Source organism: Streptomyces sp. NPDC045701, from assembly GCF_056432045.1.
This window is the reverse complement of sequence record NZ_JBWKJV010000004.1, coordinates 173775-199232: the sequence shown is the minus strand read 5'-3', so window position 1 is coordinate 199232 and position 25458 is coordinate 173775. Positions and strand designations below refer to the sequence as shown.

Annotated in this window: 28 protein-coding genes; 12 read left to right on the top strand and 16 right to left on the bottom strand. The window is 72.9% G+C overall.

Translation table 11 applies throughout. The features are described from left to right. The first annotated feature begins 43 nt into the window (after positions 1-43). A complete protein-coding gene (locus AC07DW_RS06860; protein ID WP_478856549.1) occupies positions 44-934 on the top strand; it encodes a LysR family transcriptional regulator in 891 nt (296 codons plus the stop codon). A gap of 85 nt (positions 935-1019) precedes the next feature. Then, positions 1020-1880 (top strand): aldo/keto reductase, encoded by an 861-nt coding sequence (locus AC07DW_RS06855; RefSeq protein ID WP_478856720.1) that lies wholly within the window; start codon positions 1020-1022, stop codon positions 1878-1880. 25 nt (positions 1881-1905) lie between these two features. Here AC07DW_RS06855 and AC07DW_RS06850 read toward each other — a convergent pair whose 3' ends face one another. From AC07DW_RS06850 to AC07DW_RS06835, 4 genes are all read right to left on the bottom strand, one after another. Beyond that, positions 1906-2907 carry a DUF3048 domain-containing protein gene (locus AC07DW_RS06850; RefSeq protein ID WP_478856548.1) on the bottom strand — a complete coding sequence of 334 codons (1002 nt, stop codon included), beginning with the start codon at positions 2905-2907 and terminating at the stop codon, positions 1906-1908. Positions 2908-2979: 72 nt separating this feature from the next. Then, positions 2980-3444 carry a hypothetical protein gene (locus tag AC07DW_RS06845; protein WP_478856547.1) on the bottom strand — a complete coding sequence of 155 codons (465 nt, stop codon included), beginning with the start codon at positions 3442-3444 and terminating at the stop codon, positions 2980-2982. Between the two features lie 539 nt (positions 3445-3983). Continuing rightward, a complete protein-coding gene (locus AC07DW_RS06840; RefSeq protein WP_478856546.1) occupies positions 3984-4274 on the bottom strand; it encodes a hypothetical protein in 291 nt (96 codons plus the stop codon). Further along, a complete protein-coding gene (locus AC07DW_RS06835; RefSeq protein WP_478856545.1) occupies positions 4271-4459 on the bottom strand; it encodes a hypothetical protein in 189 nt (62 codons plus the stop codon). The genes AC07DW_RS06840 and AC07DW_RS06835 overlap by 4 nt, the downstream gene beginning before the upstream one ends. Positions 4460-4492: 33 nt before the next feature. Here AC07DW_RS06835 and AC07DW_RS06830 point away from each other — a divergent pair, with 33 nt between their 5' ends. After that, a complete protein-coding gene (locus AC07DW_RS06830) occupies positions 4493-4729 on the top strand; it encodes a hypothetical protein (RefSeq protein ID WP_478856719.1) in 237 nt (78 codons plus the stop codon). A gap of 93 nt (positions 4730-4822) precedes the next feature. Here AC07DW_RS06830 and AC07DW_RS06825 read toward each other — a convergent pair whose 3' ends face one another. Next, complete coding sequence (locus tag AC07DW_RS06825; RefSeq protein WP_478856544.1) at positions 4823-5299, bottom strand: ATP-binding protein; 477 nt, start codon at positions 5297-5299, stop codon at positions 4823-4825. A 164-nt stretch (positions 5300-5463) separates the two neighbouring features. On the opposite strand from AC07DW_RS06825, the gene AC07DW_RS06820 reads away from it, so the two are divergent. Both AC07DW_RS06820 and AC07DW_RS06815 read left to right on the top strand, forming a co-directional pair. Continuing rightward, positions 5464-5697 carry a DUF397 domain-containing protein gene (locus AC07DW_RS06820; protein WP_478856543.1) on the top strand — a complete coding sequence of 78 codons (234 nt, stop codon included), beginning with the start codon at positions 5464-5466 and terminating at the stop codon, positions 5695-5697. Between the two features lie 83 nt (positions 5698-5780). Then, positions 5781-6686 carry a helix-turn-helix domain-containing protein gene (locus tag AC07DW_RS06815; RefSeq protein ID WP_478856542.1) on the top strand — a complete coding sequence of 302 codons (906 nt, stop codon included), beginning with the start codon at positions 5781-5783 and terminating at the stop codon, positions 6684-6686. 19 nt (positions 6687-6705) lie between these two features. On the opposite strand, the gene AC07DW_RS06810 is transcribed toward AC07DW_RS06815, so the two are convergent. The 5 genes from AC07DW_RS06810 to AC07DW_RS06790 form a co-directional block, all read right to left on the bottom strand. Continuing rightward, positions 6706-7518 (bottom strand): SAM-dependent methyltransferase, encoded by an 813-nt coding sequence (locus AC07DW_RS06810; protein ID WP_478856541.1) that lies wholly within the window; start codon positions 7516-7518, stop codon positions 6706-6708. A gap of 126 nt (positions 7519-7644) precedes the next feature. Beyond that, a complete protein-coding gene (locus AC07DW_RS06805) occupies positions 7645-7944 on the bottom strand; it encodes a hypothetical protein (protein ID WP_478856540.1) in 300 nt (99 codons plus the stop codon). 60 nt (positions 7945-8004) lie between these two features. Beyond that, positions 8005-8865 carry a hypothetical protein gene (locus AC07DW_RS06800; protein ID WP_478856539.1) on the bottom strand — a complete coding sequence of 287 codons (861 nt, stop codon included), beginning with the start codon at positions 8863-8865 and terminating at the stop codon, positions 8005-8007. An 18-nt stretch (positions 8866-8883) separates the two neighbouring features. After that, on the bottom strand, positions 8884-9426 hold the full coding sequence (locus AC07DW_RS06795; protein ID WP_478856538.1) for a metallophosphoesterase family protein: 543 nt from the start codon (positions 9424-9426) through the stop codon (positions 8884-8886). A 3-nt stretch (positions 9427-9429) separates the two neighbouring features. After that, on the bottom strand, positions 9430-9651 hold the full coding sequence (locus AC07DW_RS06790) for an acyl-CoA carboxylase subunit epsilon (RefSeq protein ID WP_478856537.1): 222 nt from the start codon (positions 9649-9651) through the stop codon (positions 9430-9432). 292 nt (positions 9652-9943) lie between these two features. On the opposite strand from AC07DW_RS06790, the gene AC07DW_RS06785 reads away from it, so the two are divergent. The 3 genes from AC07DW_RS06785 to AC07DW_RS06775 are packed head-to-tail and all read left to right on the top strand — an operon-like array spanning position 9944 to position 12910. After that, positions 9944-11113: a type III polyketide synthase gene (locus AC07DW_RS06785; protein WP_478856718.1), complete on the top strand. Its 1170-nt coding sequence runs from the start codon at positions 9944-9946 to the stop codon at positions 11111-11113. Continuing rightward, complete coding sequence (locus AC07DW_RS06780) at positions 11106-12329, top strand: cytochrome P450 (protein WP_478856717.1); 1224 nt, start codon at positions 11106-11108, stop codon at positions 12327-12329. The genes AC07DW_RS06785 and AC07DW_RS06780 overlap by 8 nt, the downstream gene beginning before the upstream one ends. Continuing rightward, the gene (locus tag AC07DW_RS06775) at positions 12326-12910 is read left to right on the top strand and encodes a cupin domain-containing protein (RefSeq protein WP_478856536.1); all 585 of its coding nucleotides are present in this window, start codon (positions 12326-12328) and stop codon (positions 12908-12910) included. Before AC07DW_RS06780 ends, AC07DW_RS06775 begins: the two co-directional genes overlap by 4 nt. Positions 12911-12926: 16 nt before the next feature. Here the strand turns inward: AC07DW_RS06775 and AC07DW_RS06770 are convergent, their stop codons facing one another. Both AC07DW_RS06770 and AC07DW_RS06765 read right to left on the bottom strand, forming a co-directional pair. Continuing rightward, positions 12927-15203, bottom strand: coding sequence for a catalase (locus tag AC07DW_RS06770; protein WP_478856535.1), 2277 nt, complete (start codon positions 15201-15203; stop codon positions 12927-12929). 211 nt (positions 15204-15414) lie between these two features. Beyond that, complete coding sequence (locus AC07DW_RS06765) at positions 15415-16707, bottom strand: MFS transporter (RefSeq protein WP_478856534.1); 1293 nt, start codon at positions 16705-16707, stop codon at positions 15415-15417. A 692-nt stretch (positions 16708-17399) separates the two neighbouring features. Here AC07DW_RS06765 and AC07DW_RS06760 point away from each other — a divergent pair. Next, positions 17400-19115, top strand: a complete 1716-nt coding sequence (locus AC07DW_RS06760) for an ATP-binding SpoIIE family protein phosphatase (protein WP_478856716.1) — start codon at positions 17400-17402, stop codon at positions 19113-19115. A gap of 130 nt (positions 19116-19245) precedes the next feature. Here the strand turns inward: AC07DW_RS06760 and AC07DW_RS06755 are convergent, their stop codons facing one another. Then, positions 19246-19710: an SPW repeat protein gene (locus AC07DW_RS06755; RefSeq protein WP_478856533.1), complete on the bottom strand. Its 465-nt coding sequence runs from the start codon at positions 19708-19710 to the stop codon at positions 19246-19248. A gap of 186 nt (positions 19711-19896) precedes the next feature. On the opposite strand from AC07DW_RS06755, the gene AC07DW_RS06750 reads away from it, so the two are divergent. Further along, a complete protein-coding gene (locus AC07DW_RS06750) occupies positions 19897-20106 on the top strand; it encodes a hypothetical protein (protein WP_478856532.1) in 210 nt (69 codons plus the stop codon). Here AC07DW_RS06750 and AC07DW_RS06745 read toward each other — a convergent pair. Next, on the bottom strand, positions 20079-21584 hold the full coding sequence (locus AC07DW_RS06745) for a SulP family inorganic anion transporter (RefSeq protein ID WP_478856531.1): 1506 nt from the start codon (positions 21582-21584) through the stop codon (positions 20079-20081). The two genes, AC07DW_RS06750 and AC07DW_RS06745, sit on opposite strands and share 28 nt — an antisense overlap. An 83-nt stretch (positions 21585-21667) precedes the next feature. Continuing rightward, positions 21668-22252 (bottom strand): carbonic anhydrase, encoded by a 585-nt coding sequence (locus AC07DW_RS06740; protein ID WP_478856530.1) that lies wholly within the window; start codon positions 22250-22252, stop codon positions 21668-21670. Between the two features lie 530 nt (positions 22253-22782). On the opposite strand from AC07DW_RS06740, the gene AC07DW_RS06735 reads away from it, so the two are divergent. Next, positions 22783-23220, top strand: a complete 438-nt coding sequence (locus AC07DW_RS06735) for a subtilase-type protease inhibitor (protein ID WP_478856529.1) — start codon at positions 22783-22785, stop codon at positions 23218-23220. Between the two features lie 239 nt (positions 23221-23459). Here AC07DW_RS06735 and AC07DW_RS06730 read toward each other — a convergent pair whose 3' ends face one another. Continuing rightward, positions 23460-24278 (bottom strand): DUF2382 domain-containing protein, encoded by an 819-nt coding sequence (locus AC07DW_RS06730; protein ID WP_478856528.1) that lies wholly within the window; start codon positions 24276-24278, stop codon positions 23460-23462. A gap of 188 nt (positions 24279-24466) precedes the next feature. On the opposite strand from AC07DW_RS06730, the gene AC07DW_RS06725 reads away from it, so the two are divergent. Beyond that, entirely contained in the window at positions 24467-25444 is a 978-nt protein-coding gene (locus tag AC07DW_RS06725; protein ID WP_478856527.1) for a hypothetical protein, read from the top strand. Positions 25445-25458 lie beyond the last annotated feature (14 nt).

Genomic DNA, 25458 nt, shown 5'->3' with positions numbered 1-25458 from the left:
CCGCGCGCCGCCCGGGCCGGCGGCTGTCCCTAGACTTCCCGACGTGGAGCTTCGGCATCTGGAACATTTCGTGGCCGTCGCGGAGGAGGGCAACGTGACCCGGGCCGCCGCCCGGCTGCATCTGGCGCAGTCGGGCCTGTCCGCGTCGGTGCGCGCGCTGGAGCGGGAGCTCGGTACCGAGCTGTTCCTCCGTACGGCGCGCGGTGTGGAGCTGACGGAGGCCGGCCGGGCGCTGCTGCGGGAGGCCCGGCGCACGCTGGACAGCGCGGCGGCGGCGCGCGAGGCGGTCGCGGCGGTACGCGGCCTGGTCGGCGGGACGCTGCGGGTGGGGACCGAGCAGTGCATGGGCGCGGCCGACCCGTTCGGCACGCTCATGGAGTTCGGGGCGCGGCACCCCTCGGTGGACGTCCACGTGGAGCAGGCGGGGTCGGCCGTGCTGCTGGAGCGGCTGCGGCAGGGCCGCCTGGACGTGGCCTTCGTCGCCGGTCCGGGCGACACCGCGGGGCTGCGGCTGCGGCCGCTCGCGCGGGAACCGATGGTGCTGCTGTGCGCGTCTAGGCACCCGCTGGCGGACCGGGCGGAGCCGGTGGACCTCGCGGGGCTGGCGGACGAGGTGTTCGTGGACCTGCACCCGCACTGGGGGTCGCGCCGGGTGGCCGACGCCGCGTTCGAGGCCGCGGGTGTCCGGCGGTCCCTCGCCATGCAGCTCGACGACGTGCACAAGCTCCTCGAAGCCGTGGGCCGCGGGACGGCGGTGGCGTTCGTGCCGCACTCGGCGGCGGACAAGGAGCAGGCCCGTGGCCTGCGGCGGCTCGTCCCGGCGTCGGACGCCCTGTGGGAGGCGTCCGTGGCGTGGCCGGTCCACACCCGGCCGTCGGCGGCCGTGCGGGCACTGCTGTCGTCGCTGCCCGAAGGGGGCGATCGGCCCGGCTGATGGCTGTCATCAGCAGCCGGTGTTGGACAGTGAGGAGCCCGGCGCCGAGGCTGGAGCGGTGACAGTGACACGAACACAGCATTCCCTGCCCGCCCGCCGGATCGGACGCGTGGAGGTGAGCGCGATCGGCTTCGGCGCCATGCCGTTGTCGGTACGGGGACGGCCCGACGAGCGGCAGGCGATCGCGACCCTGCACACGGCGCTGGACGCCGGCATCACCCTGATCGACACGGCCGACGCCTACCACCTGGACGCCACCGACCCCGGCCACAACGAGACGCTGATCGCCAAGGCGCTGGCGGCGTACGGAGGCGACACCTCGGACGTCCTGGTCGCCACCAAGGGCGGTCACACCCGCCCGGACGGCGACTGGGCGCTCGACGGCTCGCCGGAGCACCTGCGCCGGGCCGCCGACGCGTCGCTGCGGCGGCTGGGGGTGGAGGCGATCGGGCTGTACCAGTACCACCGCCCGGACCCGGCGGTGCCGTACGCGGAGTCCGTCGGTGCCCTGAAGGAGTTGTGCGACGCGGGGAAGGTGCGGGCGGTGGGCGTCTCGAACGCCGACCCGGAGCAGATCCGGCTGGCCCACGGCATCCTGGGCGAGCGGCTCGTCGCCGTGCAGAACCAGTTCTCGCCGTCCTTCCGCGGCAGCCTGCCGGAACTGGAGCTGTGCGAGCGGCTGGGGCTGGCGTTCCTGCCGTGGAGTCCGCTCGGCGGCATGGGTGAGGCGGGGGCGCTGGGATCGCGGCACGGCGCGTTCCACGAGGTGGCCGGGGAGCTGGACGTGAGCCCCCAGCGGGTGTGCCTGGCCTGGATGCTGGCCCTGTCGCCCCGGGTCGTGCCGATCCCGGGGGCCCGCCGCTCCGAAAACGTGCGGGACTGCGCCCTGGCCGCGGGACTGACGCTGACCCCGGGCCAGCTGGCCCGCCTGACCGCGGCGGGCTGACCTTGCCTGCCGCCTTCGGCGGGCGTCACCGGCCCTTGAGCACGACCCAGACCTGTCCGGGGGTGAAGGTGAGGGGCTTTCCGGCAGGGGTGGTGAAGGTGGTGGGACCCTCCGCCGAGGGACGGCTCCACCGCGCGTCGTGTCCCCTGCCGTCGCGCAGGACGAGTGCCGTTCCGGAGCCCACCGTGCGGGTGTACGGGGTGACGTTGCCGCCCCGGTCACGGAAGCGGGAGGCCAGGACCTCGACGTTCTGGACGACGACCGTCCGGGCCGCGGCCCGCTCGCCGTCCGTACCGCGGGCGGGCGTCCCGTCCATGGCGACCAGCCACTGCTTGCCGGTGGCCGACCAGGTGAAGGTGTACCGGGCCGCCGGGTACCGCACGGTGTGCTCGTTCACCGGCCGGCCGGCCGAGGGCGCGGCGCCGAAGCGGAAGCCGATGTCCTTGGCCCGACCGGCCTGCGGGGCGGCGGCCAGGACGCGTTCGGGCCGGACGTAGAGGTTGTGCGGGGCGGGTCGATCCCGGCCGCGGAGGTACGCGCGCGGGGCGTCGCGCGGCGCCAGTGCGAACAGCGGGGCGGCGTCGATCAGCGGCCGGAGCGCGGACTGCTCGCCGGAGTAGGCGAGGGCGGGACGGCCGAACTGGCGCAGCAGCTCCAGGTCCGATTCGCGTGCGCTGCGCACCGGCCCCACCCGGGAGGGCAGCCGCGACGAGTAGACGGCGAGCAGCCGGGTCTGGCCCGACTCCACCTGCTCGACGTAGACGATGTCCGCCGCGCCCAGGCCGGTGTGCGGCCGCGCCGGGCGGACGTTGTCGATCTTGATGGCGAGTACCGGTGAGGGTGTGGCCGGCAGCCCCGTGAAGGGCGAGACACCCCGTCCGGGCGGGCTCGGGACGACGGACGTCCCGGGCGGCGGCCGGGGGGTGGTCCCGGCCCCCGAGCACGCGTGGAGACCGGCGGTCATCGTCGCGCACACCACGGCGGCGACGGCTGCGCCGGCCCGTCCGGACCTGCGTCGCACTCTCATAGGTCCCGCTCCCTGCCTGTCTCAAGTGCACCATGAAAGGCGGCGCCGGAACAGTCCGGGACCGGGCTAGCGTCAGGGCATCGCCCCAATGCTCCACAGGTGGTAGGCGACGACTCCCGCGAGGCACAGCAGGACGACCCAGGAGCCGGCACCGGTGTGCCGCCCCTTGCGGGCGGACCGGCGGGAGCCGGGGCGCACAGGTCTGGTTCTCGCCGCCTTCCGCCCGGCTCCGGCGCCCTCTGCGGCTTCGGCGGCCGTCTCCGCGAGCAGGCGCCGGCACGCGGCGGCGAGCTCCGCCGTTCCGGCGGCGAGCGGCATGACGGCTTCGGAGCGGGCCGGGGCGGTCGTCCCGCCGTCCAGGATGCGGCCGGCCCGCAGCAGTATCTCGTCCCTGCCTCCGGCGGGCGCGAGGCTGATCCAGCGCTTGACGTGCTCGCCACGGATGACAACGCCTCCGGACCGCTCGCGGTAGACGGTGTGTTCCCGCCACAGCACGGCTGCCAACTCCCCCGCCGCCTCGCGCAGTTGCGCGCTCATGCGCCGCCCCCCCTCCTCCGTACGCCAGTGGATCAGGCACCGCACTCTAGCGTCAGGTACACACCAAGCCGACGCCGGGTGCCGGGCACTTGGTGCGCGCGGATGCCGGCGCCGGGCACGTCTGTCGCACCCTGGCGTCATGACGCACACCGACCACCTCACGAGTCCGAGCGGTGTGCTGCACCCCGTGACGGGGGCGTTCATGGCCGCCGTCCGGGAGATGGACGACGAAACGTCGTGGGCGCCGGCCGGGTGCACCGGTTGGGCCGCGCGCGGCCTGGTGCTTCCCTGCCTGGCGACGCCCAGCGGGCTCTCAACGCGCCGCACACCCCCACCGACGCGGTACCCGACCGGGACGCCGTCGGCTACTGGACCGACCGGCGGCAGCAGGACGCCGAGGGCAGGGTGCGCACGGCGCACGGGCGCCGGTTCGCGGGCGGACGGTCGCCGAACGCGCCGCACTCGGCCGGGACACGGACCGCCTGCCCCTTTCGGGTGACGCCCCCGCCGTACCGGGCGCGTCCGACGCGCGGCAGCCGTCACACGTCGTACCCCTGCGCGGCGAGCCAGCGGTGGACGGCCGCCTTGTCGGCGACGCTGATGCGTACGGGCCCGTCGGGGGCGGGCCCCTCGTCCTCGTTGAAGCCGGTGTCGGTGACCCGCGCCGTCACCCAGTCGGCCAGCTCTCGGGCGGCGTCGGCGGACAGGCCGCCCCGCCGCCACCCCTCCCGCGCCTCTTCGGCGGCCCGTGCGTCGTGGCGCGCCGCCTCCTCCAGCCATGCCGGCACGAGCCGTTCGACGACCTGTTCGTCCACTGCGGAATCGTTCATGTCGCCATGTGTGACCGCTGCGGCCCGCTGTCATTCCCCCGCCCCCCGAACGCGTCCCGTCCGCCGCCGCCCGGCTGCGGCGAAAGGGTGAACTCACCGTCGTCGCCCACGGCGGCGGCCATCGGCGCGGACACGCCGAGGACGGCGGCGGCGACGCCGGCCGTGGCCAGAACCTTCTTGATCATGTTCGTCCTGCGTCGTCGTGACTCCCGGATCCCCTGGGTCACTTTGCGTATCAGGCGCTGTGGCGCGTAACGGCCCGGCCGCCGGGCCCGCCGGTCGAGGGCGACGTCCAGAACATCCTGCTGATCAACATCGGTGTCCAGGACCTGATCAACGACGCGCAGAACCAGCAGTGCGCGGAGAACTCCACGGCGGTCAGGGGCGACAGCGCCCTGTCGCACATCCTGGAGGACGTCCTCTCCGAGAACCTCTCGGCCGGCGTCCAGAACTGACGCGAGCCCACCGGACCGTACGTCGCAGGAGGGCGTCGTACGGGCCGGCCGTTCCGGGAGGGAGCGGCCGACAGGGCCGGGCCAGGAGGGGGGTCAGGCGGGGGGCCGGGCGGGACCGCCGGGCAGGGCGAGGGACGCCCAGACGGTCTTGCCCCACAGCGGGGCCGGGTCCCAGGACCACGACGCGCTGAGGGCGTCGACGAGGCCGAGCCCCCGGCCGTTCCCCGCGGTGTCGTGCGCGGGGCGCGGTCGCGGCGGTTCGGAACTCGGGTCGGAAACAGCGCACACCACGACGTCCGGGTAGCGGAAGAGCCCCAGCCAGACCGGGTTGTCCGAGGGCGGCGACGACGACGGGGCCAGCCCGTGCTGAACGGCGTTGGTCACCAGTTCACTGACGATCAGCGTCAAGTCCGGCACGAGCGACGGCAGCGCCCAGGAGGCCAGCGTGGCTCTGACGAACCGCCGCGCCTGACCGGCGCTCCTCGGGCTCCCGCCGAGCCCGCAGGCTGCGAAGGCGCCAAGACTCTCGTCGCGCGGCAGCGCGGTGTCCGTACGCGGTAAGGCCGACATGTGAGCCGTCACTGGGCATGTCCCCCTGCAGACTTCGGTGTTCGACGGTGCGGCAGGCGATCTGGAACGAGTATCGTCGGGTCCGCACGGAAAATGCAATTGCATCTGGGATTGCATTCAAGGTTGTCTGGAACGCCTGAACGAAACGGCAGGGGTTGGTGGTTGTGGAGTTCTTCAACGGTATGGGGGCCGGGGCCCTGGGACCGGTCACCTGGACCAAGAGCAGGCGCAGCAACGCCACGGGAAACTGCGTGGAGCTGGCCGAGCTGCCCGGTGACCGGGTCGCCGTCCGCAACTCCCGTGACCCCCACGGGCCGGCGCTGATCTACACGCGCGACGAGATAGCCGCCTTCGTCGCGGGTGCCCGCGACGGCGACTTCGACTCCGTACTGGACTGATCCGGCCACCGGATCGCCCCGCGCTCTGGCTCGCCGGACCCGTGCTGGATACTGTCGTGTCCTCACAGAGCAGGAGCGCCAAGATGACCGCAACGGAACGGAGCCCGTCGTTGTTCGTCCGGCCCCTGGGGGCGGTCGAGAACAACCCGACCGCGCTGAAGCTGATCCTGGGCGGCAAACTGCGCGAACTCCGCGTGCACGCGGGGCTGGACCCCGCGGACGTCGACCAGCGCCTCGGCTTCTCACGGTCGAAGACCAGCAGGATCGAGCTGGGCCGCCACGGGTGCAAACCCGCCGACGCCGAGGCGCTGTTGCGGCTGTACGGCGTGGAGGACGAGGAACTGGTCACGGAGTTCCAGCGGCTGGTCGCCCAGTCCCGCCGGACCGACTGGTGGCGGTCCTTCAGCGACGTGCTGTCGGACTTCTTCACGCCACTGGTCGCGCTGGAGGGAGCGGCGGCGATCATCCGCACCTACGAGCCGTTCTACGTGCCGGGCCTGTTGCAGACCCCGTCCTACGCACGTGCGGTGATCGAGTCGGGCCCCGCCCGGCTCCTCCCCCACGAGGTGCGGCGCCGGGTGGACCTGCGGCGGGAACGCCAGCGGCAGCTCGACCAGCCGGACGCGCCACGGCTGTGGGCGGTGATCGACGAGTCGGTGCTGATGCGCACGGTCGGCGGCCCTCGGGTGATGCGGGAGCAGTTGGAGCACCTCGTCGCGCTGATGCGGCGGCCCCACGTCACCGTGCAGGTCGCGCCGCTGGACGTCACCGCCTCCGTGGGCGTGGGGACGGGCGTGACGTATCTGCGGTTCGCGCTGGGCGATCTCAAGGACGCCGTCTACATCGAGCACTTGACGGACAGCACCTTCAGCCAGAAACCCCAGACCGTCGAGCAGTACCGCGACATGCTCGACAGACTGGGGGCCTGCGCTCTCACTCCGAAGGAGTCCCTGGTGCTGCTGGAGGAGCGGATCCGGCGCTACGCCTGACGGCGGCGCCGGACGACGGCTAGCCGATCCGGGCGACGCCGCCCCACTCCACCCACTCGTCGGTCTGCTGGGTGGGGGCGAGGTCGCTGTCGGGGCGCCAGGTCGACACCTCCACCAGGCCCGGCTCCAGGATTTCCAGGCCGTCGAGGAACCCGGCCACCTCGTGCTCCTCGCGCACCCGGCCCCAGTGGCCGTCCGTGGCCTCCGCCATGAAGTCGGTGACGAAGGTGCGGATCTCCGGACGGTCGCTGACGAGCTGGCACACGACGAGGAAGCTCCCCGGCACGAGGCGTTCGGCCACCCGCCGGATCAGCGCGCCCGGGTCGTCCTCGTCCGGAATGCAGTGCATCACCGACACGAACAGGGCCGCGACCGGCCGGCTGAAGTCGATCAGCCGCCTGGTCTCCTCGTTCCCGAAGATGCCGTCGGTGTCGCGCATGTCGGCCTGGATGACCGCGGTCCGGTCGTTCTCGTCCAGGAGGGCACGGCCGTGCGCCAGCACGATGGGGTCGTTGTCGACGTACACGACGGAGGCGTCGGGGTCGACGGCCTGGGCCACCTGGTGGACGTTGTCCTGAGTGGGCAGGCCGGACCCGTGGTCAATGAATTGGCGAATTCCGTACTCCTTGGCGAGCACGCGCACGACCCGGCGCAGGAAGCGCCGGTTGTTCACCGCCAGCGTCTTGGTGCTCGGCACCTGCTTCAGCAGGAGCTCGCACGCCTCGCGGTCGGACTCGTAGTTGTCACTGCCGCCCAGGAAGAAGTCGTACATGCGCGCCACGCTGGGCACGGTCGTGTCGATTTCCGCGGGGCTCCACAACTCGCCTGCCATCCAGTCCTCATCCGCTCGGGTGCCGTCAGGTCGTTCTTACGAGAGGCACATGGTAGGGAGAGTCGGCCCGCCGGTACGAAGAATGACCGTAAGAGCGGCCAATGAGCACGTCTTTCGGCCAAGCTGTCAGCGCATGACATCTTCCGTGGTGTCGTGCCAGCGTTCGAGCCGGCGTTGCAGCACCTGGAGCGCTCCGCGCTGACGCCCCGGCACCCGGCGGCGGAGGGCGATCAGGGCCGGGGCGAGGGCGCGGGCCGCCTCCGCGTCCCGGAGCCGCTCCCACTGGTGGTGGGCGCGGTCGACGGCGCCCTCGACCTCGGGGTCGTCCAGGGTCTGCCGGCGGGCCAGCCTGGCCTCGGCGGCGACCATCCACAGCCGGCAGCTGGCCGCCGGGTCCCCGGCCAGGCGGGCCAGATCGGCGCGCACCTCCAGCCAGTGGATCGCCTGGGGCGAGCCGGAGCCGTGGGTGCGGTGGGCGTGCCGCTCTCACGCCTCGGCGGCCTGCGCCGCCTCACCGTGCCGGCCGGACTCGGCGGCGGCGAGGATGGCCGGCAGGGGATCGTCGCCGCTCTCCTGCCGTGCCGGCGGGACCTCCGGTACGGGTGCCGGCCCGGGCGTGTACGCCGGCGGGGCGGTTGGCGGGAGTACGGACGGCGGGGGCGCGGGTGCCCGCGACGGCGGGAAGTCGGCGGCGAACACCAGCGCGCCGCCGGGCGCCGCACCCGGCGCGGGCGGGCTCTGCGCGACGACCTGCTCGTGGAGTGCCGCCAGGGACGGGCGCGCGCCGCTGCGCCAGATCGCCGCGCAGGCCTTGAGGTAGTCGGGGCTCGCGATCGTCCTGCGCGCCGGAGGGGGCACGACCCTGCCGTAGACCCGGACACCGTGGCAGAGCGCCAGGAGGCCGCGGTCGGTGGCCAGTTGGCGCCACGTCGGGTCGTCGGCGACCAGGTCGACGACGACCGTGGTCGTGCCGGGGCGGCGGAGTTTGAGCTCGCCGGCGATCCAGTGCCAGGGCAGCGCGGTGTAGCGCAGGGTGGAGGGGGCGGTGCGGGCCAGGGCGAGGTGCGGCAGGCGCTGCCGGTGATCGAGGTGGAGCTGCCCGGCGATGTACAGGGAGAGCGGGCCGGGCGCGGCGACGGCGGCCCGGACACGGGTGAGCACGGCCTGCGGGTCGAGCGGGTCCGCCAGCTCGACCAGCGTCGCGGCCGCCGTGCCGGTCAGCGCGCCCGGCGGTACGGCGGCGAGCGCGGGGAGCACGCCCACCGCGTCGATCAGTCGTCCCCTGCCGACGGGGGCGGCCGCCAGCAGCAGCGCCGTCCCGGCCGTTTCCTCCCTGTCGATCACCACAGCAGCACCGTATCCGCTCTACCGGGCGCCGGGCCCCACCGGGTGGCGCGGAGGCAGGCGGTGCAGGCGGACCCCGGCCAGTCGGCCCCCGGTGACGACGGCGGTCATGTAGGTGCAGTGGGGCTGGCGCCGGCGGTCGGTGGGCGAGCCGGGATTGAGCAGCCGCAGCCCGCCGGGGGCGGTGCTGTCCCAGGGGATGTGGCTGTGCCCGAACACCAGGACGTCCAGGTCGGGGAACCGCTCTTCGCACCGGCGTTCGCGGCCTTGCGCGGGACCGGTCTCGTGGACGATCCCGAACCGCAGCCCGCCGAGCTCGGCCCGCGCCACCTCGGGCAGCCGGGCCCGCAGCTCCGGCCCGTCGTTGTTGCCGTGGACGCCCAGCAGCCGCGCGGCACGGGCCTCCAGCAGGTCCAGGGTGGCGACGTCCACCCAGTCCCCGGCGTGCAGCACCACGTCGGCGGCCTCGACGGCCGCCAGGAGCTCCGCGGGCAGGTGCCTGGCCCGCTTGGGCAGGTGGGTGTCGGAGGTCAGGAGGAGTCGTACGTCGCTGGTCGGCTTCACCCCTCAATGGTGCGGGTGGCGGGACGGGAGGCCGAAGCGGGCGCGCCACGACCCGGGGGCCGGGTGGGCCCGCCAGCCGCGGTCCCAGTTCGCCCGGCGCGACGCCGAGCCGGTCCGGGAGCCATCCGCCCCGGTCCGGCACGCGAGTGCGGTCAGGACGGCGGTGAGGGCGGCGAGCTCGGTGGGGGTGGGGCGACCGTGCACGATGCGGAGGTGGAGGGGCATTCGTTCATGCTCCGCCGCCCCCTACCGGCGGAGCACCCGGTGCTCCCCCGTCCGGGGGAACGGATGGTCCCCGTAAGGGTCCGTGTCCCGGCCGGGCGCAACTCCCGGCGTTGGCGTACCGGCAGCGGGTGTGCTCCTCGGGGGCGCGGGGCGTTCGCCCGGTCCGCGGCGTCCCGGCGGCATATGCCGGGCGACCGATGCGGCGGTGCCCCCGGCTCCGGTGGTGCCGCGTCACCGGTTCGACGTAACCGGCCGGGTCTCCTTCGACGCGCGCGACGGTCGCCCGTCACGGATTCTTGAGTGCAAACGCGACGAAAGGGCTTACCCCATGGCCACGTTGTGCAGACCGGCGGTCTCCGTCCCCGAGCACGTCATCACGATGCAGCAGACGCTCGACCTGGCACGGACCATTCACGCGGACCATCCGCAGCTGCAGCTCGCCCTGCGGCTGATGGAGAACACCGGCGTCCAGAAGCGGCACCTCCTGCGCCCCATCGAGGAAACGCTGCGACACGACGGATTCGAGGTGCGGAACCAGATATACGAGGCTGAGGCCAAGGCCCGGGTGCCCGCGGTGATCAACCGGGCGCTCGAGGACGCGGAACTCCGGGCCGCGGACATCGATGTGATCATCTACGTCTCGTGCACCGGCTTCATGATGCCGTCGCTCACGGCCTGGCTCATCAACACCATGGGCTTCCGCAGCGACACCCGCCAAGTGCCCATCGCCCAGCTCGGCTGCGCGGCGGGCGGCGCGGCGATCAACCGGGCGCACGACTTCTGCACCGCCTACCCGAAGGCGAACGCGCTGATCGTGGCGTGCGAGTTCTGCTCGCTGTGCTACCAGCCGACCGACCTCGGCGTCGGGAACCTGCTGTCCAACGGCCTGTTCGGCGACGGCCTCGCGGCCGCCGTGATGCGGGGCGAGGGCGGCACGGGCGTGACGCTGGAACGCAACGGCTCGTACCTGGTTCCGGACACGGAGGAGTGGATCGCCTACGACGTGCGCTCCACCGGCTTCCACTTCAAGCTCGACAAGCGGGTGCCGGGCACCATGGAACCCCTGGCGCCGGCGCTCAAGGAGCTGGCGGGGCAGCACGGCTGGGACGCCTCGGACCTGGACTTCTACATCATCCACGCGGGCGGTCCGAGGATCCTGGACGACCTGAGCACATTCCTGGGCGTGCCCGCCGAGGCGTTCCGCTTCAGCCGGGCCACGCTGACCGAGTACGGGAACATCGCGAGCGCCGTCGTCCTGGACGCGCTGCGGCGGCTCTTCGACGAGGGGAGCGCGCACCCCACGGCGCGCGGTCTGCTCGCGGGGTTCGGCCCCGGCATCACGGCCGAGATGTCGCTCGGCCGCTGGACCGTCTCCGACCGCGCGTCCGAGCGCCTCGGCACCCGCGTGATCACCGACGTACCGGACCATGCCCTGGCGGAGGAATCGACCCGTGTTGGATGAGACGACGACCGCGGCGGCGCTGCCGCCCGTGCGCCACTGGCCCGCCCTGGACCTGTTCGGGGTGGAGTTCGACCCGGTGCTCGCGGAGCTGATGCGCGAGGGCCCTGTCACCCGGATCAAGCTGCCCAACGGCGACGGCTGGGCCTGGCTCGTGACGCGCTACGACGACGTCAGAGCGGTGACGAACGATCCCCGCTTCAGCCGCAAGCTGGTCGTCGAGAACGACGTCACACGGCTGGCTCCGCACTTCATCCCGGTCGACGGGGCGGTGGGGTTCGAGGATCCGCCCGACCACACCCGGCTGCGCAGGGCGGTGGCGCCCGCCTTCACCACGCGCGGCGTCGAGCGGCTGCGCGAGCGGGCCCGGCAGCTCCTGGACGAGCTGGTCGAGGAACTACTGGCCGACGGGCCGCCGGCCGACTTCACCGAGCGGCTGCTAGGCCCGTTCCCGCTGGCCGTGGTGTGCGAGCTGATGGGTGTGCCGGCGATCGACCGGCCGCGGATGCACGACTGGACGAACCTGATCCTGTCCTCCGCCCACGGCGTCGAGCGCAGCCAGCGGGCCAAGGAGGACATGTGCGCCTACTTCGCCGACCTACTGAGCCAGCCGCGAGACGGCGACGACGGCGACGAGGAGTGCGTCATCGGGCTGCTGGGTACGGCCGTGGCGAACGGCGAGATCACCGCCTCCGAGGCGGTGGGGCTCGCGCTGCTGATCCAGATCGGCGGCGAGGCGGTCACCAACAACTGCGGCAACATGCTGTTCGTGCTGCTCACCCACCCGGAGCACATGGCACGGCTGCGTGCCGAGCCGGGGATCCGCCCGCGCGCCATCGACGAGTTGCTGCGGTACATCCCGCACCGCAGCGCCGTCGGGCTGTCCCGGATCGCCCTGGAGGACGTGACGGTGGCCGGGGTGCGCATCCGGGCCGGCGAGCCGGTGTACGTCTCGTACCTGGCGGCCAACCGTGACCCGGACGTGTTCCCCGCGCCCGAGTCGCTCGACTTCGACCGGAACCCCAACCCGCACGTGGCGTTCGGGTACGGGCCGCACTTCTGCGTGGGTGCCATGCTCGCCCGGATGGAGTCCGAACTGCTGGTGGACGCCTTCCTGGACCGCTTCCCCGACCTGCGCTTCGCCGTCCCGGTCGAGGAGGTGCGGTTCCGCCGCGGGGCACTCATCCGCGGGCCCGAGTCCCTTCCGGTGACCTGGTGACCGCGCATCAGGGGGCGCCGGCGGCTCTGCTGGCCGACGCCCCCGACGGGCTGCTGGTGCCGAGGGGGCACGGGCGTACTCTGCGGTCCCCCGCCCAGGAGGTCACCTTCAAGGTGACGGGTGAGCACTCCCGGGCGGCGTCGAGCTTCGAGGTGGTGGTGCCCCCGGGGTTCGACGTGGGGGCCCACGTGCACGCCCGCAGCGAGGAGCTGTTCTACATCCTCGACGGGGAACTGGACGTCCTGGCGTTCGAACCCCGGGTACGGACGGGCGACGACTGGCGGCACTGGGAGTCACCGTCCGGCCGGCGCACCGTCCGGGCCACGCCGGGCACGGTGATCGTCGTCCCGCCGGGCTGTCCGCACGCCTTCGCCAACCGTACGGACGCGCCCGCCAGGATGTTCTTCCAGGCGTCCCCTCCCCCGGACCACGAGCGGTACTTCGAGGAGCTGATCGCGATCCTCGACCGGGACGGGCCCCCGGACCACGCGGCGATCGCCGCGCTGCGCGGCCGCTACGACATCGAGCAGCTCACGCCGCTGCGGCACGACGCGCACCGGGGGCCGCAGGCCGGTCCCTGATCGCCCGGGCGTCCGCTCAGGCGGCGGCGGGGAAGCGGTCCCAGACGCGGTGGCGGCCCAGGAGTCGGGTGATCTGCGCGAGGACCCCCTCCCCGTCGTCGCCGGTCACCACGCCGGGGGCGCCGACCGGTACGCCGGCCGCCTCCAGGACGCTCTCGGCGCCCGCCCAGCCGCCGATGGCCTTGGCGTGCCGGTAGGCCTCGGACACCATCAGCAGGAGGCGGGGATCGAGGGCGGTGGCCGCCTGTCCGGCGTCACCGGCCTTGGCGTCCCGCGCGCCGTACGCGTCGCCGCCGGGTGCGGGCACCCCGGCCAGGATCAGCGCGTCGAACTCGACGGAGCGCGCGGTGGCGAAGGTCCGCTGCACGGTGACCGGGTCGGAGCCGTCCGCGCCGATCTTCCCGCCCGCCGGCGCGACGACCAGCGGCACCATGCCCGCGTCCAGGACGGCCTGGCGGACGGTCCGGACGCCGTCGAGGTCGCCGGTGCCGTCGGCGACGATGCCGATGATGCGGCCGTCGGCCGGCCACTCGTGGCCGACCTGGGACAGCGCGGGGCTCGGCATGACGTCGGCCGGCGGCAGGGTGGGTTCGGGCGCGGGGAGGCCGAGACCCTCGGCGACCCGGGCGCACAGCTCGGCGTCGATGTTGGCGAGGGCCTGGAGCTGGCGCTGCTTGACGGCGTTGTCGTAGCACTTGCCCAGCTCGAAGGTGTAGGCGGTGATGATGTGCTCCCGCTCGACGGGGGACATGCTGAGCCAGAACAGCCTGGGCTGGCTGAAGTGGTCGTCGAAGCTGGCCGGGGCCTCCCTGACCTTTCGCGCGGCGGGCACCTCGACCGGGGTCTCGACGTACGCGCCGGCGCCGGCGCCGGCGAAGAAGGGGCAGCCTCCGTCGAGCGAGTTCGGCTTGTAGGGGGCGACCCCGCTGTGCACGGCCTGCTGGTGGAAGCCGTCACGGAGCATGTCGTTGACCGGGGCGTGCGGCCGGTTGATCGGGATCTGGTTGAAGTTCGGTCCCGCCAGCCGGGTGATCTGGGTGTCCAGGTACGAGAAGAGCCGCCCGGCGAGCAGCGGGTCGTCGGTGACGTCGATACCCGGCACGAGGTGACCGACGTGGAAGGCGACCTGCTCGGTCTCGGCGAAGAAGTTGCTCGGGTTGCGGTTGAGGGTGAGCAGACCGATGGGCTGTACGGGGGCGAGCTCCTCGGGCACGATCTTCGTCGGGTCGAGCAGGTCGATGCCCTCGAAGGTCTGCTCGGGGGTGTCGGGGAAGGTCTGGATGCCCAGCTCCCACTGCGGGTAGGCGCCGGCCTCGATGGCGTCGGCCAGGTCGCGGCGGTGGAAGTCGGGGTCGACGCCGCCGGTGATCTGGGCCTCCTCCCACAGCTGGGAGTGCACTCCGAGCTTGGGCTTCCAGTGGAACTTGACCAGGGTGGTGGCGCCCTTGGCGTCGACGAGGCGGAAGGTGTGGACGCCGAAGCCCTCCATGGTGCGGTACGAACGCGGGATGCCCCGGTCGGACATGTTCCACATGGTGTGGTGCTGGGCCTCGGTGTGCAGCGACACGAAGTCCCAGAAGGTGTCGTGGGCGCTCTGGGCCTGCGGGATCTCCCGGTCGGGGTGCGGCTTGCCCGCGTGGATCACGTCGGGGAACTTGATGGCGTCCTGGATGAAGAAGACCGGGATGTTGTTGCCGACGAGGTCGAAGACGCCCTCTTCGGTGTAGAACTTCGTGGCGAACCCGCGGGTGTCGCGGACGGTGTCCGCGGAGCCGCGCGAGCCGAGGACGGTGGAGAACCGCACGAAGACCGGGGTCTCGACGCCCTTGCGCAGGAAGGCCGCCCTGGTGACGCCCTCGGCGGTGCCGTACGCCTGGAACACTCCGTGCGCGCCGGCGCCGCGGGCGTGGACGACGCGCTCCGGGATGCGCTCGTGGTCGAAGTGCATGATCTTCTCGCGCAGGTGGTGGTCCTGGAGGAGGACCGGGCCGCGGGGGCCCGCCTTGAGCGAGTGGTCGGTGTCGTACAGCCGGGTTCCCTGGGCCGTGGTGAGGTACGGGCCGTCCTGAGCACGGGTCTGCGGCGGGTTGCCGGTGTCGCGGCCGGTGGGCGAGTACGGGGCGGGCTCGCCCTGGTCCGGCTTGGGCGGCAGGGGGTCGCGTACCTCGGTGGGCTCGTCGACCTGCGCGGGCTCCGGCGCCGGGGCGCCGGGGACGCCCTCGGCCGGCCCACCGTCGTGGAGGGGGGCGGTGAGCTTTTCGGCGGCGGCCTTCAGCGGGTTGGGGTTGGGCATGGTTCCTCCGTGCTCGGGACTGGGACTTCTCAGCCATGACCGTCGCGGGACGGGGCGTAACGGATGCGTGGCGGACATCCGTCCATCGGCACACACCGGCCGGTCGGCTCCGGTCACCGGTCCGCGAGCGGTCATGACCGCCCTGGTACCCCCATGTCGTTGCGGGAAGCACGGACTTTGGTCATGTGTTCGTCCGACGTGGCCGGCGGAGTCAGCGCTCCAGCTCCCGGTGGGCGGTCTCGGGCAGCCGCAGGTACACGGCGGCGGACACCAGGCACAGGGCGGACACGTAGAACGGGAACAGGCCGGGGTGGTCCACCTCCTTGAGGAGCGTCCCCACGTAGGGAGCCGTCCCGCCGAAGAGGGCCACGGTCAGCGAGTACGGGAACCCGATGCCGGCCGCCCGCACCCGAGCGGGGAAGACCTCCGCGTTGACCGCTGCCGAGACCGACGTGAACCCGGTGAGCAGGACCATGCCCGCGCACTGGACCAGGAGCAGCGAACCGAGGGAGTCCCCGACCGCGCGCAGCAGGGGCACGGCCAGCAGCGCGAAGCCGACTCCGAAGAACAGCAGCAGCGGTTTGCGGCCGTAGCGGTCGGACAGCAGTCCGCCGACCGGCTGGAGCAGGGCGAAGAAGCCGAGCGAGAGCGTTCCGGCGAGCAGCGCGTCGGCCTTGTCGATGCCGGCGTTGAGTTCGGCGTACGTCGGCAGGTAGGAGGTCCAGGTGTAGTAGGCGAGGGTGCCGCCGGCCGTGATGCCGCAGATCAGCAGGGACGCGCGTGGGTGGTGGCGCAGCGCGTCGAAGAGCCCGGGGCGGGCCCGGCCGGTGCCTTCGGACGGGGGGCGGAGGGTTTCCTCGGCCCCGCGCCGGATCCAGAAGCCGACGAGGCTGAAGGCGGCTCCGGCGAGGAAGGGCACGCGCCACCCCCAGCCCTCCATCCGGTCCGCCCCGAGCCCGCCGACGAGTGCGGCCGCGATGCCGGACGCGGCGAGCTGGCCGACGGTCGTGGAGACGTACTGGAAGCTGGAGAACAGGCCGCGCCTGCCGGGTCCGGCCGACTCGACGAGGAAGGTGGTGGAGGCGGCGAACTCACCGCCGACTGACAGCCCCTGGAGGAGCCGCGCGACCACCAGGATTACCGGGGCGAGGACACCGGCCGCGGCGTACGTCGGTGTCAGGCCGACCAGGAGGCTGCTGCCGCCCATCAGGAGGATGGTGACCGTCAGCGCCGCACGCCGGCCGTGCCGGTCGGCGACCGCGCCCATCAGCAGGCCGCCGACGGGCCGCATGAAGAACCCGACCGCGAAGACGGCGAAGGTGGAGAGCAGGGGGACGAGGGAGCTGCCGGACTCCTTCGGGAAGACCTGCCCCGCGATGTAGGTGGCGAGGAAGGTGTAGGCGTACCAGTCGTACCACTCGACGGCGTTGCCCACGGAGGCGGCGAGCAGTTGCCGCACGGGGCGGCGGGCCGTGGCGGGCGCGGGGACGGAAGTCTCTGTCATGATCACGGCCCTCCCCGGTGCGACGGGCCCGCACACGTGCCGCGCGTTACGGCTTCGTGTGATCCTCCGCGGCCTCACCGGCCGTCGCCCGCAAGGCGGTTGGCCGGCTCGCTCCCTGCCGCCACGCCGCCGACCGGACGTGCGACACCTCGCGGGGCACGGTTCCGGCCTGGGCCCTGCTCGTCCTGCGGGACGGCGGGGTGGCCGCCTCGGGTGCGCCCGCCGAGGTGCTCATCGCCGAGCCGCCGGCCGATGTGCACGGGGTGGCGGCCGGGGTCGCGGCGCACTCGCGCACGGGGGCGCCGCAGGTCATGTTCCCGCCCCCGCACCCGGCCGGGGCGGCTCCGGCGGGCAGGCGCGTTCCGGTCCGTGAGCGTTCCGGTGCTCCGGGGCGCCCTCCGGGTGGCGCACCAGGCCCTCACCCGAAAGGGTGAGCAGCCTGGTGGGGGACGAGAGCGCGGGACGGTTCGGGACCGTGGGCGGCACCCTCGGCCGGCGTCGCACCCGGGCGGCTTCGGGGCCGGGCCGGCCCGAGCGCGGGCCCCGGCGGGCCGCCGGGGCCGGGACAGGGCACAATCGGGTGTTCCAGGGGCCCGGCGGCGCCGTGGGGAGAGGTACACGACGTGGACGACAACCGCAGGCGGGGAGGCGGCGGATTCGGTGCGCGCATCGACTCGCTGCGTGCCACGCGGATGCTGCGGCGCGCCGCGACCGCCGTCGGCTCCGTCGCCGCCGCCCGCGGCCGGCTGGAGTGGCTCAACCAGGCCGGTGACCTCATCGGCACCACGCTGGACCTGGGGCGGACCGCCCAGGAGCTCGCCGACTTCACCGTGCCCAGGATGGCGGACGGCGCGGCGGTGGACCTGCTGGACTCGGTGCTGCGGGGAGGCGAGGGCGACCGGGTGCGCGGCACCGGCGTACCGTTGACCCGCGCCATGGCCGTGTCCGTGGTCGACCGGCTGCGGCACCTGGAGCCGGACCCCGTCGGTGAGCTGACCACCGTCCAGCCGACGCCCAAGTACGTCTACCAGTGCCTGACCGACCGCCGGCCGGTGCTGGTGAGCCGGATCGCGCCGGACCAGTACGAGTCGATCGCCCCGAGCCCCCGCGCGGCACGCCTGATGCGGAGCTCCGGCGTGCACAGCTACATGGCGGTGCCGCTCATCGCCCGCGGTGTGCTGCTCGGGGCCGCCGATTTCGTCCGCGCCGGCCGCCGGGGCCCTTTCACACCCACCGATCTGGCACTGGCCTGGGAGCTCGCCTCCAAGGCGGCGGTCTTCATCGACAACGCGCGTCTCTACAGCCGCGAGCGCGAGACGGTCGTCACCCTCCAGCGCGCCCTGCTGCCCCGGACCGCGCCGTCCACGCCGGGACTGCGCGTGGCCTCGGACTACTGGCCCGCCGCCGACCCGGGCGGCGTGGGCGGGGACTGGTTCGACGTGGTCCCCCTGCCCAGCGGCCGCACCGCACTGGTCGTCGGTGACGTCATGGGCCACGGTCTGGCCGCGGCGGCGACCATGGGACGGCTGCGCTCGGTCGCCCGTACGCTGCTCGGCCTCGACATCGCGCCCGAACGGGTCCTGGCACGGCTGGACCTCGCCGCCCGTGACCTGGAGGAGGACCAGGTCGCCACCTGTCTGTGCGCCGTGTACGACCCGGCGGATCGGACGTTCCGGCTGGCCAGCGCCGGGCACCTGCCGCCGCTGCTGATCGACGCCGGCGGGGAGGCGTCGTTCATGGACGTGCCCGCGGGGGCGCCGCTGGGTGCCGGCGTCATCCCGTACGACCCGGTGACGGCACGGGTCCCCGAACGCAGCCGGCTGATGCTGTACACCGATGGCCTCGTCAAGAGCCGGGTCCACGACATCGAGACGCAGCTGGGCCGCCTGCGGGAGGCGGTCCGGGGTCCGCAGCCCGCCCTGTCCGAGAGTTGCGCCGTGCCGGGGGCGAAGATGGACGAGGTCACGGGCCGGCGGTTCGACGACGCCGTGGTGCTCGTCGCGGAGTCCCGGGCGTTCACCGAGGGCGAGTTGTTCGTCCGTCCCCTTCCGTCGGACGGCTCGGCCGCCGGTGAGGCGCGTCGCCTGGTCCGGGCCCAGCTGGAGAGCTGGTCGCTGTCCCACCTGGTGGAGGTCTCGGAACTGGTGGTGAGCGAACTGGTCGGCAACGCGCTCCGGTACGGCGGCGGCCCGAACCTGCTACGGCTCGTCCGTCACGAGCGGCTGTGCGTGGAGGTGTCGGACACCGGCCCCGACCTGCCGCAGATCCAGCACGCGCCGCTCAGCGCGGAGGGCGGGCGGGGCCTGCAACTGATTAACATGCTCTGTCGCCGCTGGGGTTCGTGCCGTACGCCCACCGGCAAGGTCGTCTGGGCCGAGCAGGACATCGCCGGACCGGCCGCCCCCTAGGTCGTGTCCGTGAAGTCTCGCCCGGTCCTTGACGCCCCGCACGCTCGTCGCGTTGTCGTCGGTCGGCGTGGGCAGGGCCCCGGCACGAGGGGCGCCGGGGCCTTGGGTCGAGCGGGTCGGCTCCGTGCCGTCATTCCCTGGGGCCACCGCGACCGCGGGAACGGGAGCGGCCGGAACGCCGGTCGGCCATGGCCGACGCGGCCATCGCCAGGCCGAGCAGCAGGGCCAACGCGCCGACGATGATGTTGTTGACGACACTGCGGGTGGTGTCGACGTTGCCGGCCACGACCCAGGGAGAGACGATCGTCCACGCGCCGATGGCGCACGCGGCCCAGGCCATGGCGTGGGTCCGCTCGTACGCCGAGCCGAACCCGCCCATGCACAGCGCATAGGCGATGCCGGTGATCAGGTTGCTCACGGCGAGAGTCGTGAGGCCGTTGAAGCCGACGATCCACGGCGAGGCCGCCAAGTAGAGACCCGTGAGAAGGCCCAGAGTCTCGATCGCCTGGCCACGGGGGGTACTGGTCGCCCGCTCGAACCGAGAGCGCATCTCGGCCACGTCGGGGTGTTGCTCGATGCTCGGGTGGGTGGTCATCGCGGGGCCCGCCTCCTGTGGAAGACTTATCTGCCCTTTATCTCCCATAGAACTACTTTCACCCCTTTTGGTCAACAGCGGGACGCGCCGGTCCCCTCCCACCGGAGCCCGCCACTTCTCCCCCCGGATGTCGTTGATCTCGGCAGGGCTCACCGAACGACGAACCACGACCGAGAGGGAGCGCGCATGAACCTCCGAGCCACCGCCGTGGCCGCGGCCACCGGCGTCCTGCTCACCGCCGGAGCCGCGGGAACCGCGACCGCCCGGGCCGCCGGACACGACACCGCTCCCGGTACCGACACCCGTACCGGGAGCGACAGCGTCGCCGTCGTCAAGCACGACCGGCTGACGCCTTCGTCCGTCATCCGCTACGTGCTGGACGCCGACGAGAGCTGAGCGGGGATCCCTTCGGGCGGCAGCATCCGCACCGGTTCCGTCCCGGCGTCGTTGTGGCGCAGCGACCAGTTCTCCAGGGCGATGCGACACGCGTGGTCGAGGTGGCGCAGCCCGGACAGGTCCAGTTCGACGGGCCGGTCACTGGGAAGGCCCTCCAGTTCCTCGAGGATCCGGGGCAGCCGGAGGAAGGTCGCGTTGCCGGTGAGGCTCGCGACCATGCGGCCGCCGGTGAGTTCCCGTACCTCGACATGGAGGTGGGAGGTCTCCCAGGCGCTCTTGCACACCGCGAGCAGCAGGCCCAGCACCACGCCTTCGAAGAGGTTGGTGACCAGGATGGCCATGGCGGTGACGACGAGGATCACCGCCTCTCCGCGGTGCTCGCGCCACAGCGGAGCCAGATCCTTCACGGGCGCGAGCTTGCACCCGGCGTGCACCAGGACGCCGGCGAGAGCGGCGAGCGGGATGACGCCGATGGCGGCGGGCAGGAGGGCCGCGAACAGCAGTAGCCACAGCCCGTGAAGTATCCGCGAGAGGGACGTGCGCGCGCCGGCCTGGACGTTGGCCGCGCTGCGCACGATGACGGCCGTCATGGGCAGGGCGCCGAGCGCCCCGCAGACGGTGTTGCCTATGCCCTGGGCCATCAGCTCCTTGTCGTAGTTGGTACGCGGCCCGTCGTGCATCCGGTCCACCGCCGCCGCGCTGAACAGGCTCTCGGCCGAGGCGATCAGCGTGAAGGCGAGGACGGTGCCGATCGCCGCCACCGAGGCGACGTCCGCGAAGTCGCCGAGGCCGGGGGGCCGCACCGCTTCCAGCAGCCCCTGGACCTCGACCTTGGCGACGGGGAGGTCGAACGCGACCGTCGCCCCGGTGGCCAGGGCGACCGCGACCAGCTGTCCGGGGACCACGCGGGCACGGGCCGGGAGCCGCGGCCACAGGACGAGGACCGCCACGGTTCCGGCACCCACGAGAAACGCGGTGAGCGCCGTGCCACCGGAGAGGACGGAGCCGGCCAGCCCGGGCAGGCCGGCGAGTTTGGCGAGGCCCCCGGACGGCTGCTCGGTGTCGGCCATCGCGTACACCTGGCCGAGCACGAGGACGAGGCCGATGCCCGCGAGCATGCCCTGGACCACGGCGACGGAGATGGCACGGAACCAGCGACCGAACTTGAGGGCACCGAGCAGCAGTTGGAGCAGCCCGGATATGAGGACGATCGCGCCGAGCGCCCCCAGGCCGAATTCCTGGACCGCTTCGTAGACCAGCACGGTCAGACCCGCGGCGGGTCCGCTGACCTGGAGGGAGCTTCCGGGCAGGGCTCCCACGACCAGGCCGCCGACGATGCCGGTGATCAGGCCGAGTTCGGCGGGTACGCCGGAGGCGACGGCCACGCCGACGCAGAGCGGCAGGGCGACGAGGAAGACGACGAGCGACGCCAATATGTCCCGGCGCACCACAGTGGGGTTCTTCAACGAGGTGGACATGTGGGTGGGTTCCTCAAGATGTGGTCCGCCGTCCCGGAGGACGGCGGACGGGGCGGAGGGGGAGGCGGAGTGCGGCGACCTCCTCAGAGGGGCCTGAACTCCCCGCCCAGCTCCGGCCGGTGGACACTGACGGCACCCGTGTCGATCTCGTAGTACCAGGCGTGCAGCGAGAGTTGTCCGAGGGACAGGAGATCCCGCACGGCCGGGTAGCCGCGGAGCGCGTCGAGCTGTGCCACGGCGTGGCGGCGCACCGCCCGGGCGAGATCGCTGGTGTCCGGTGGCACCGGTACGGAGTGCTCGAGCCAGCCGCGCACGGCGGGCAGCGAGGACAGGTCGTCACCGCGCACGAGGGCGCCGACGGCGCCGCAGTGGGAGTGCCCGCACACGACGATGTCGCGGACGCCGAGGACGCGGAGCGCGTACTCGACGGTGGCGGTCTCGGCGCTGGGGCGTGTCTCGTCGTAGCGGGGCACCACATTGCCGGCGGTGCGGAGCTCGAAGAGCTCGCCCGGGCGGGCACCGGTGATGAGGGAGGGGATCACCCGGGAGTCCGAGCAGGTGATGAACAGTGCTTGAGGCGCTTGTCCGGCGGCCAGCCGGCGGTACTCGTCCGGCTGTTGGGCAACGCGTGCGGGGAACGTGCGGGCGTTGTCGATCAGGCTTTTCATGGCGGCCTGCCTCCTGCGCGCCGGCCGTGGGGGCTCGGGACGCGGTGTGGTCGGGTCATTGTCGGTCGTACAGGTGGGGGGTACGGCTGACGCACACCACGGGGTCTCCGCAGCGCTGTCGGAGCGGGTACCGGGGTGCGGTGCCCTAACGATCATGCATGACAGCAACGTCGTCAACTTTGCCGGGACATTACCTTTCGATGAAAGGTCCTTTTAAGTCGGCACGCCGAGACGACAGGCCGGATCACACCCCCTCGCGTTGCCAACGCGTTTCGGACGTCTTGGCCACCGACGCCTCGCACGTTTCTACGCATGGTGCACCTTTGAACCATTCCCGGCACGCCGCGAAGCGCTGGTGACCACGCATCGGCCGGTACGGACATCCCCTGCGGGAATCAGTTTCGCGTCAGCGCTTGAATAACAGACCAAACCGAAAAGCGTCCCTGAATGTGCGTCAACAGGCCGAGCAGGGCAATGTGGCTGCCGCACCGCCCGGAACGAACCCCAATCGAACTGAAAGGTTTCCTGTCATGCGGACACTGGTAAGGCGCGCCGTCATTTGCGGTCTGGCCACGGCGGGGGTCCTCGGACCCATGACCGCCTCGGGGGCCGCCGCGGAGGCCGCCGCGCCCGAGCCGCGGCTCTACGCACCGACGGCCCTGGTACTCACGGTCGCCCAGGGGGAGAACGCGGCCACCGCCGTACCGCTGCGGGCCGTGACACTCAGCTGCAACCCGACCGCCGGCGGGACGCACCCCGCACCGCAGCAGGCGTGTGCCGAACTGCGGGCAGCCAAGGGCAGGTTCGACGCGCTGGGCGATGAGGAGACCCGCCCCTGCATCAAGATCTACGACCCGATCGTCGTCACCGCGCAGGGGACCTGGGAAGGCCGGCGCGTGAACTTCGAGCAAATGTACGCGAATTCCTGCGTCATGCAGGCCGAGGGCTCCAGCGTCTTCTCCTTCTAGGCCCGCCCGTACAGCACACCGGAAAGGCCCGAACGGTCCCACAAGGGGCCGTGCGGGCCTTTCCCTGTCACCCGACCGCCCGGACGCCTCGCCCGCCCTGCACACGGGCGACCGCAACGGGTCCGGGTGCGGATGTCGCCGAGCCCGCGTTCGTATACGACCCGACGCGATGAAAAGGCGCGAACGAGCGCCTGTGCGGACCAGGCCGCTCCGCTCGGAGCAGGACGGTCCGCCGGCCGTCAGCGATCCTTTCGGGTCTCCTCGTCGGGAAGCTCGGCCTCGATCCGCTCCTTGCGCACCTGGCCCCGTACGGTCTCCTCGTCGGTGACCTCCTCGGTGCGGAGCCGCACCCGCTCCACCGGGGTGACCTCGGTCTCCACCACGGGCCGTTCGGCGTGCAGCGTCACCTCGTGCTCGGCCTCGGTGATCTCCGGCCCGGAGAGAGCGGCGTCGCGGTTGGCCTCCGTGACGGGCTCGCGCTCGAGGACGACCTCCTCGTGCCGCAGCGGGATGGTCTGCTGGACCTCCTCGGTGACGACGTACTTGCGCAGCCGCGCCTTGCCGGTCTGGAGCTGTTCGACTCCGACGTGCAGTTCCTCCTCCGAACGGGTCATCGCGTCGTCACGGGCGCGTCCGGTGGCCGCACCCGCCGTGCCCGCCCGGCCGGCCGGCGCATCGGCGCCCGCGGCACGGCCGGACCGGATGCCCCCGGCCCGCTCGTCCTGCTCCAGGGTGCCGTCCCAGCGGATGCCGTAGTAGTCGTAGAGACGCCGCTCCTCCTCGGCCGAAAGGTGGCCTCCCGCGTCGATGTCGACGTGCGGGGCTTCCTTGACCTTGCCCTTGGGGTACGGGACCTCCAGATGGTCCTCGACGACACTGGCGTCGTGGATGGGTACGAACGATTCGCCGGAGCCGAAGAAGCCGGTCTTGACGCTGACCCAGTCGGGCCGACCCGTCGCGTCGTCGACGAACACGTGCTTCGCTTCGCCGATCTTGTCGCCGGTCGCGTCGTACACCGGATGGTCGAGCACGGCCGGGATCTGTGCCTGGGTGATCATGCATCCTCCCGAGGATTCCGTCGTTCCTGCGGAGTTCTCCGCCTCTGGGTCTGGTGACCCCTCACACGGGCGGGTGACCGCCATCCCTTGGGAGAAAACATCCCCACTAGTTCTAAATTGGGCATATTGGTCATATGTGGTGAGGGGAAGGACGACGCACTGCCGGACCGGGCCCCAGCGGGAGAGCCGTGGACCTCGAGAGCGTGATCGAAGAGCTGTACGCGCTGCGCCCCGACCGCTTCACCGCGGCCCGGAACACGCGTGTCGCCGAGGCGCGGAAGGCCGGGGACCGGGCACTCGCCGACGCCGTGCGATCGCTGCGCCGACCGACCCTGGCCGCCTGGGTGAGCAATCTGCTCGTACGGGAACGACCGGACGAGGCGCGGTCGCTGTCCGCTCTGGGGGACGGATTGCGCCGCGCCCACCACGAGCTGGACGGGGAGCGCCTGCGGGAGCTCAGCCGGAAACAGCACGCCGTGGTCGCGGCCCTCGCGCGGCAGGCGCGGCAACTCGCGGCGGACGCCGGGCAGCCGGTCGGGGACGACGTCCAGCACGAGGTCGAGGCGACGCTGCACGCGGTCCTCGCGGACCCGGCCGCGGCCCGCGAATGGGCGTCGGGGCGGCTGGTGAAACCGCTGAATGCCCCCGTGGGCTTCGACGCGGCGCTCACGGACGTCGCGCCGCCCGAGCGGCAGCCCGGTCGGCGGGTGGACGGACGCGGGAAGGAGCCCGAGGCTCCGCCGGCTCCGGAGCGCCGCACCCCCGGCGGGCGATCGGCGCGGGGGCGGCGGGATCGGGAAGCGGAGCTGGAGCAGACGCAGCGGCGGGAGAGCGAGGAGCGGGAACGGGAAGAACGGGAGCGGGAACGGCGGGCGCTGCGGGAGGAGATCCGGCGGGCGGAGGACACGGCACGCGCGCGGGAAGAGGAGCGGGACCGGGCCCGGGCGGACAAGGACCGGGCGGAGGACGGCCTGCGGGAGGCGGCCCGGCGGGCGGACGCGCTGGCGGCCGAGCTGGAGGAGGCCCAGCGGGCGCGGCGTACGGCGGACGAGGCCGTGGGCGCCGCGCACCGGCGGTTGCGTGAGGCCGAGCGGGCGGCACGCGAGGCCCGCCGCCACGCCCGGGACACGGCCGCCCGCAGCGGGCGGCGGCCCACCGGCGCCTGATCGCGGTGCCGGTG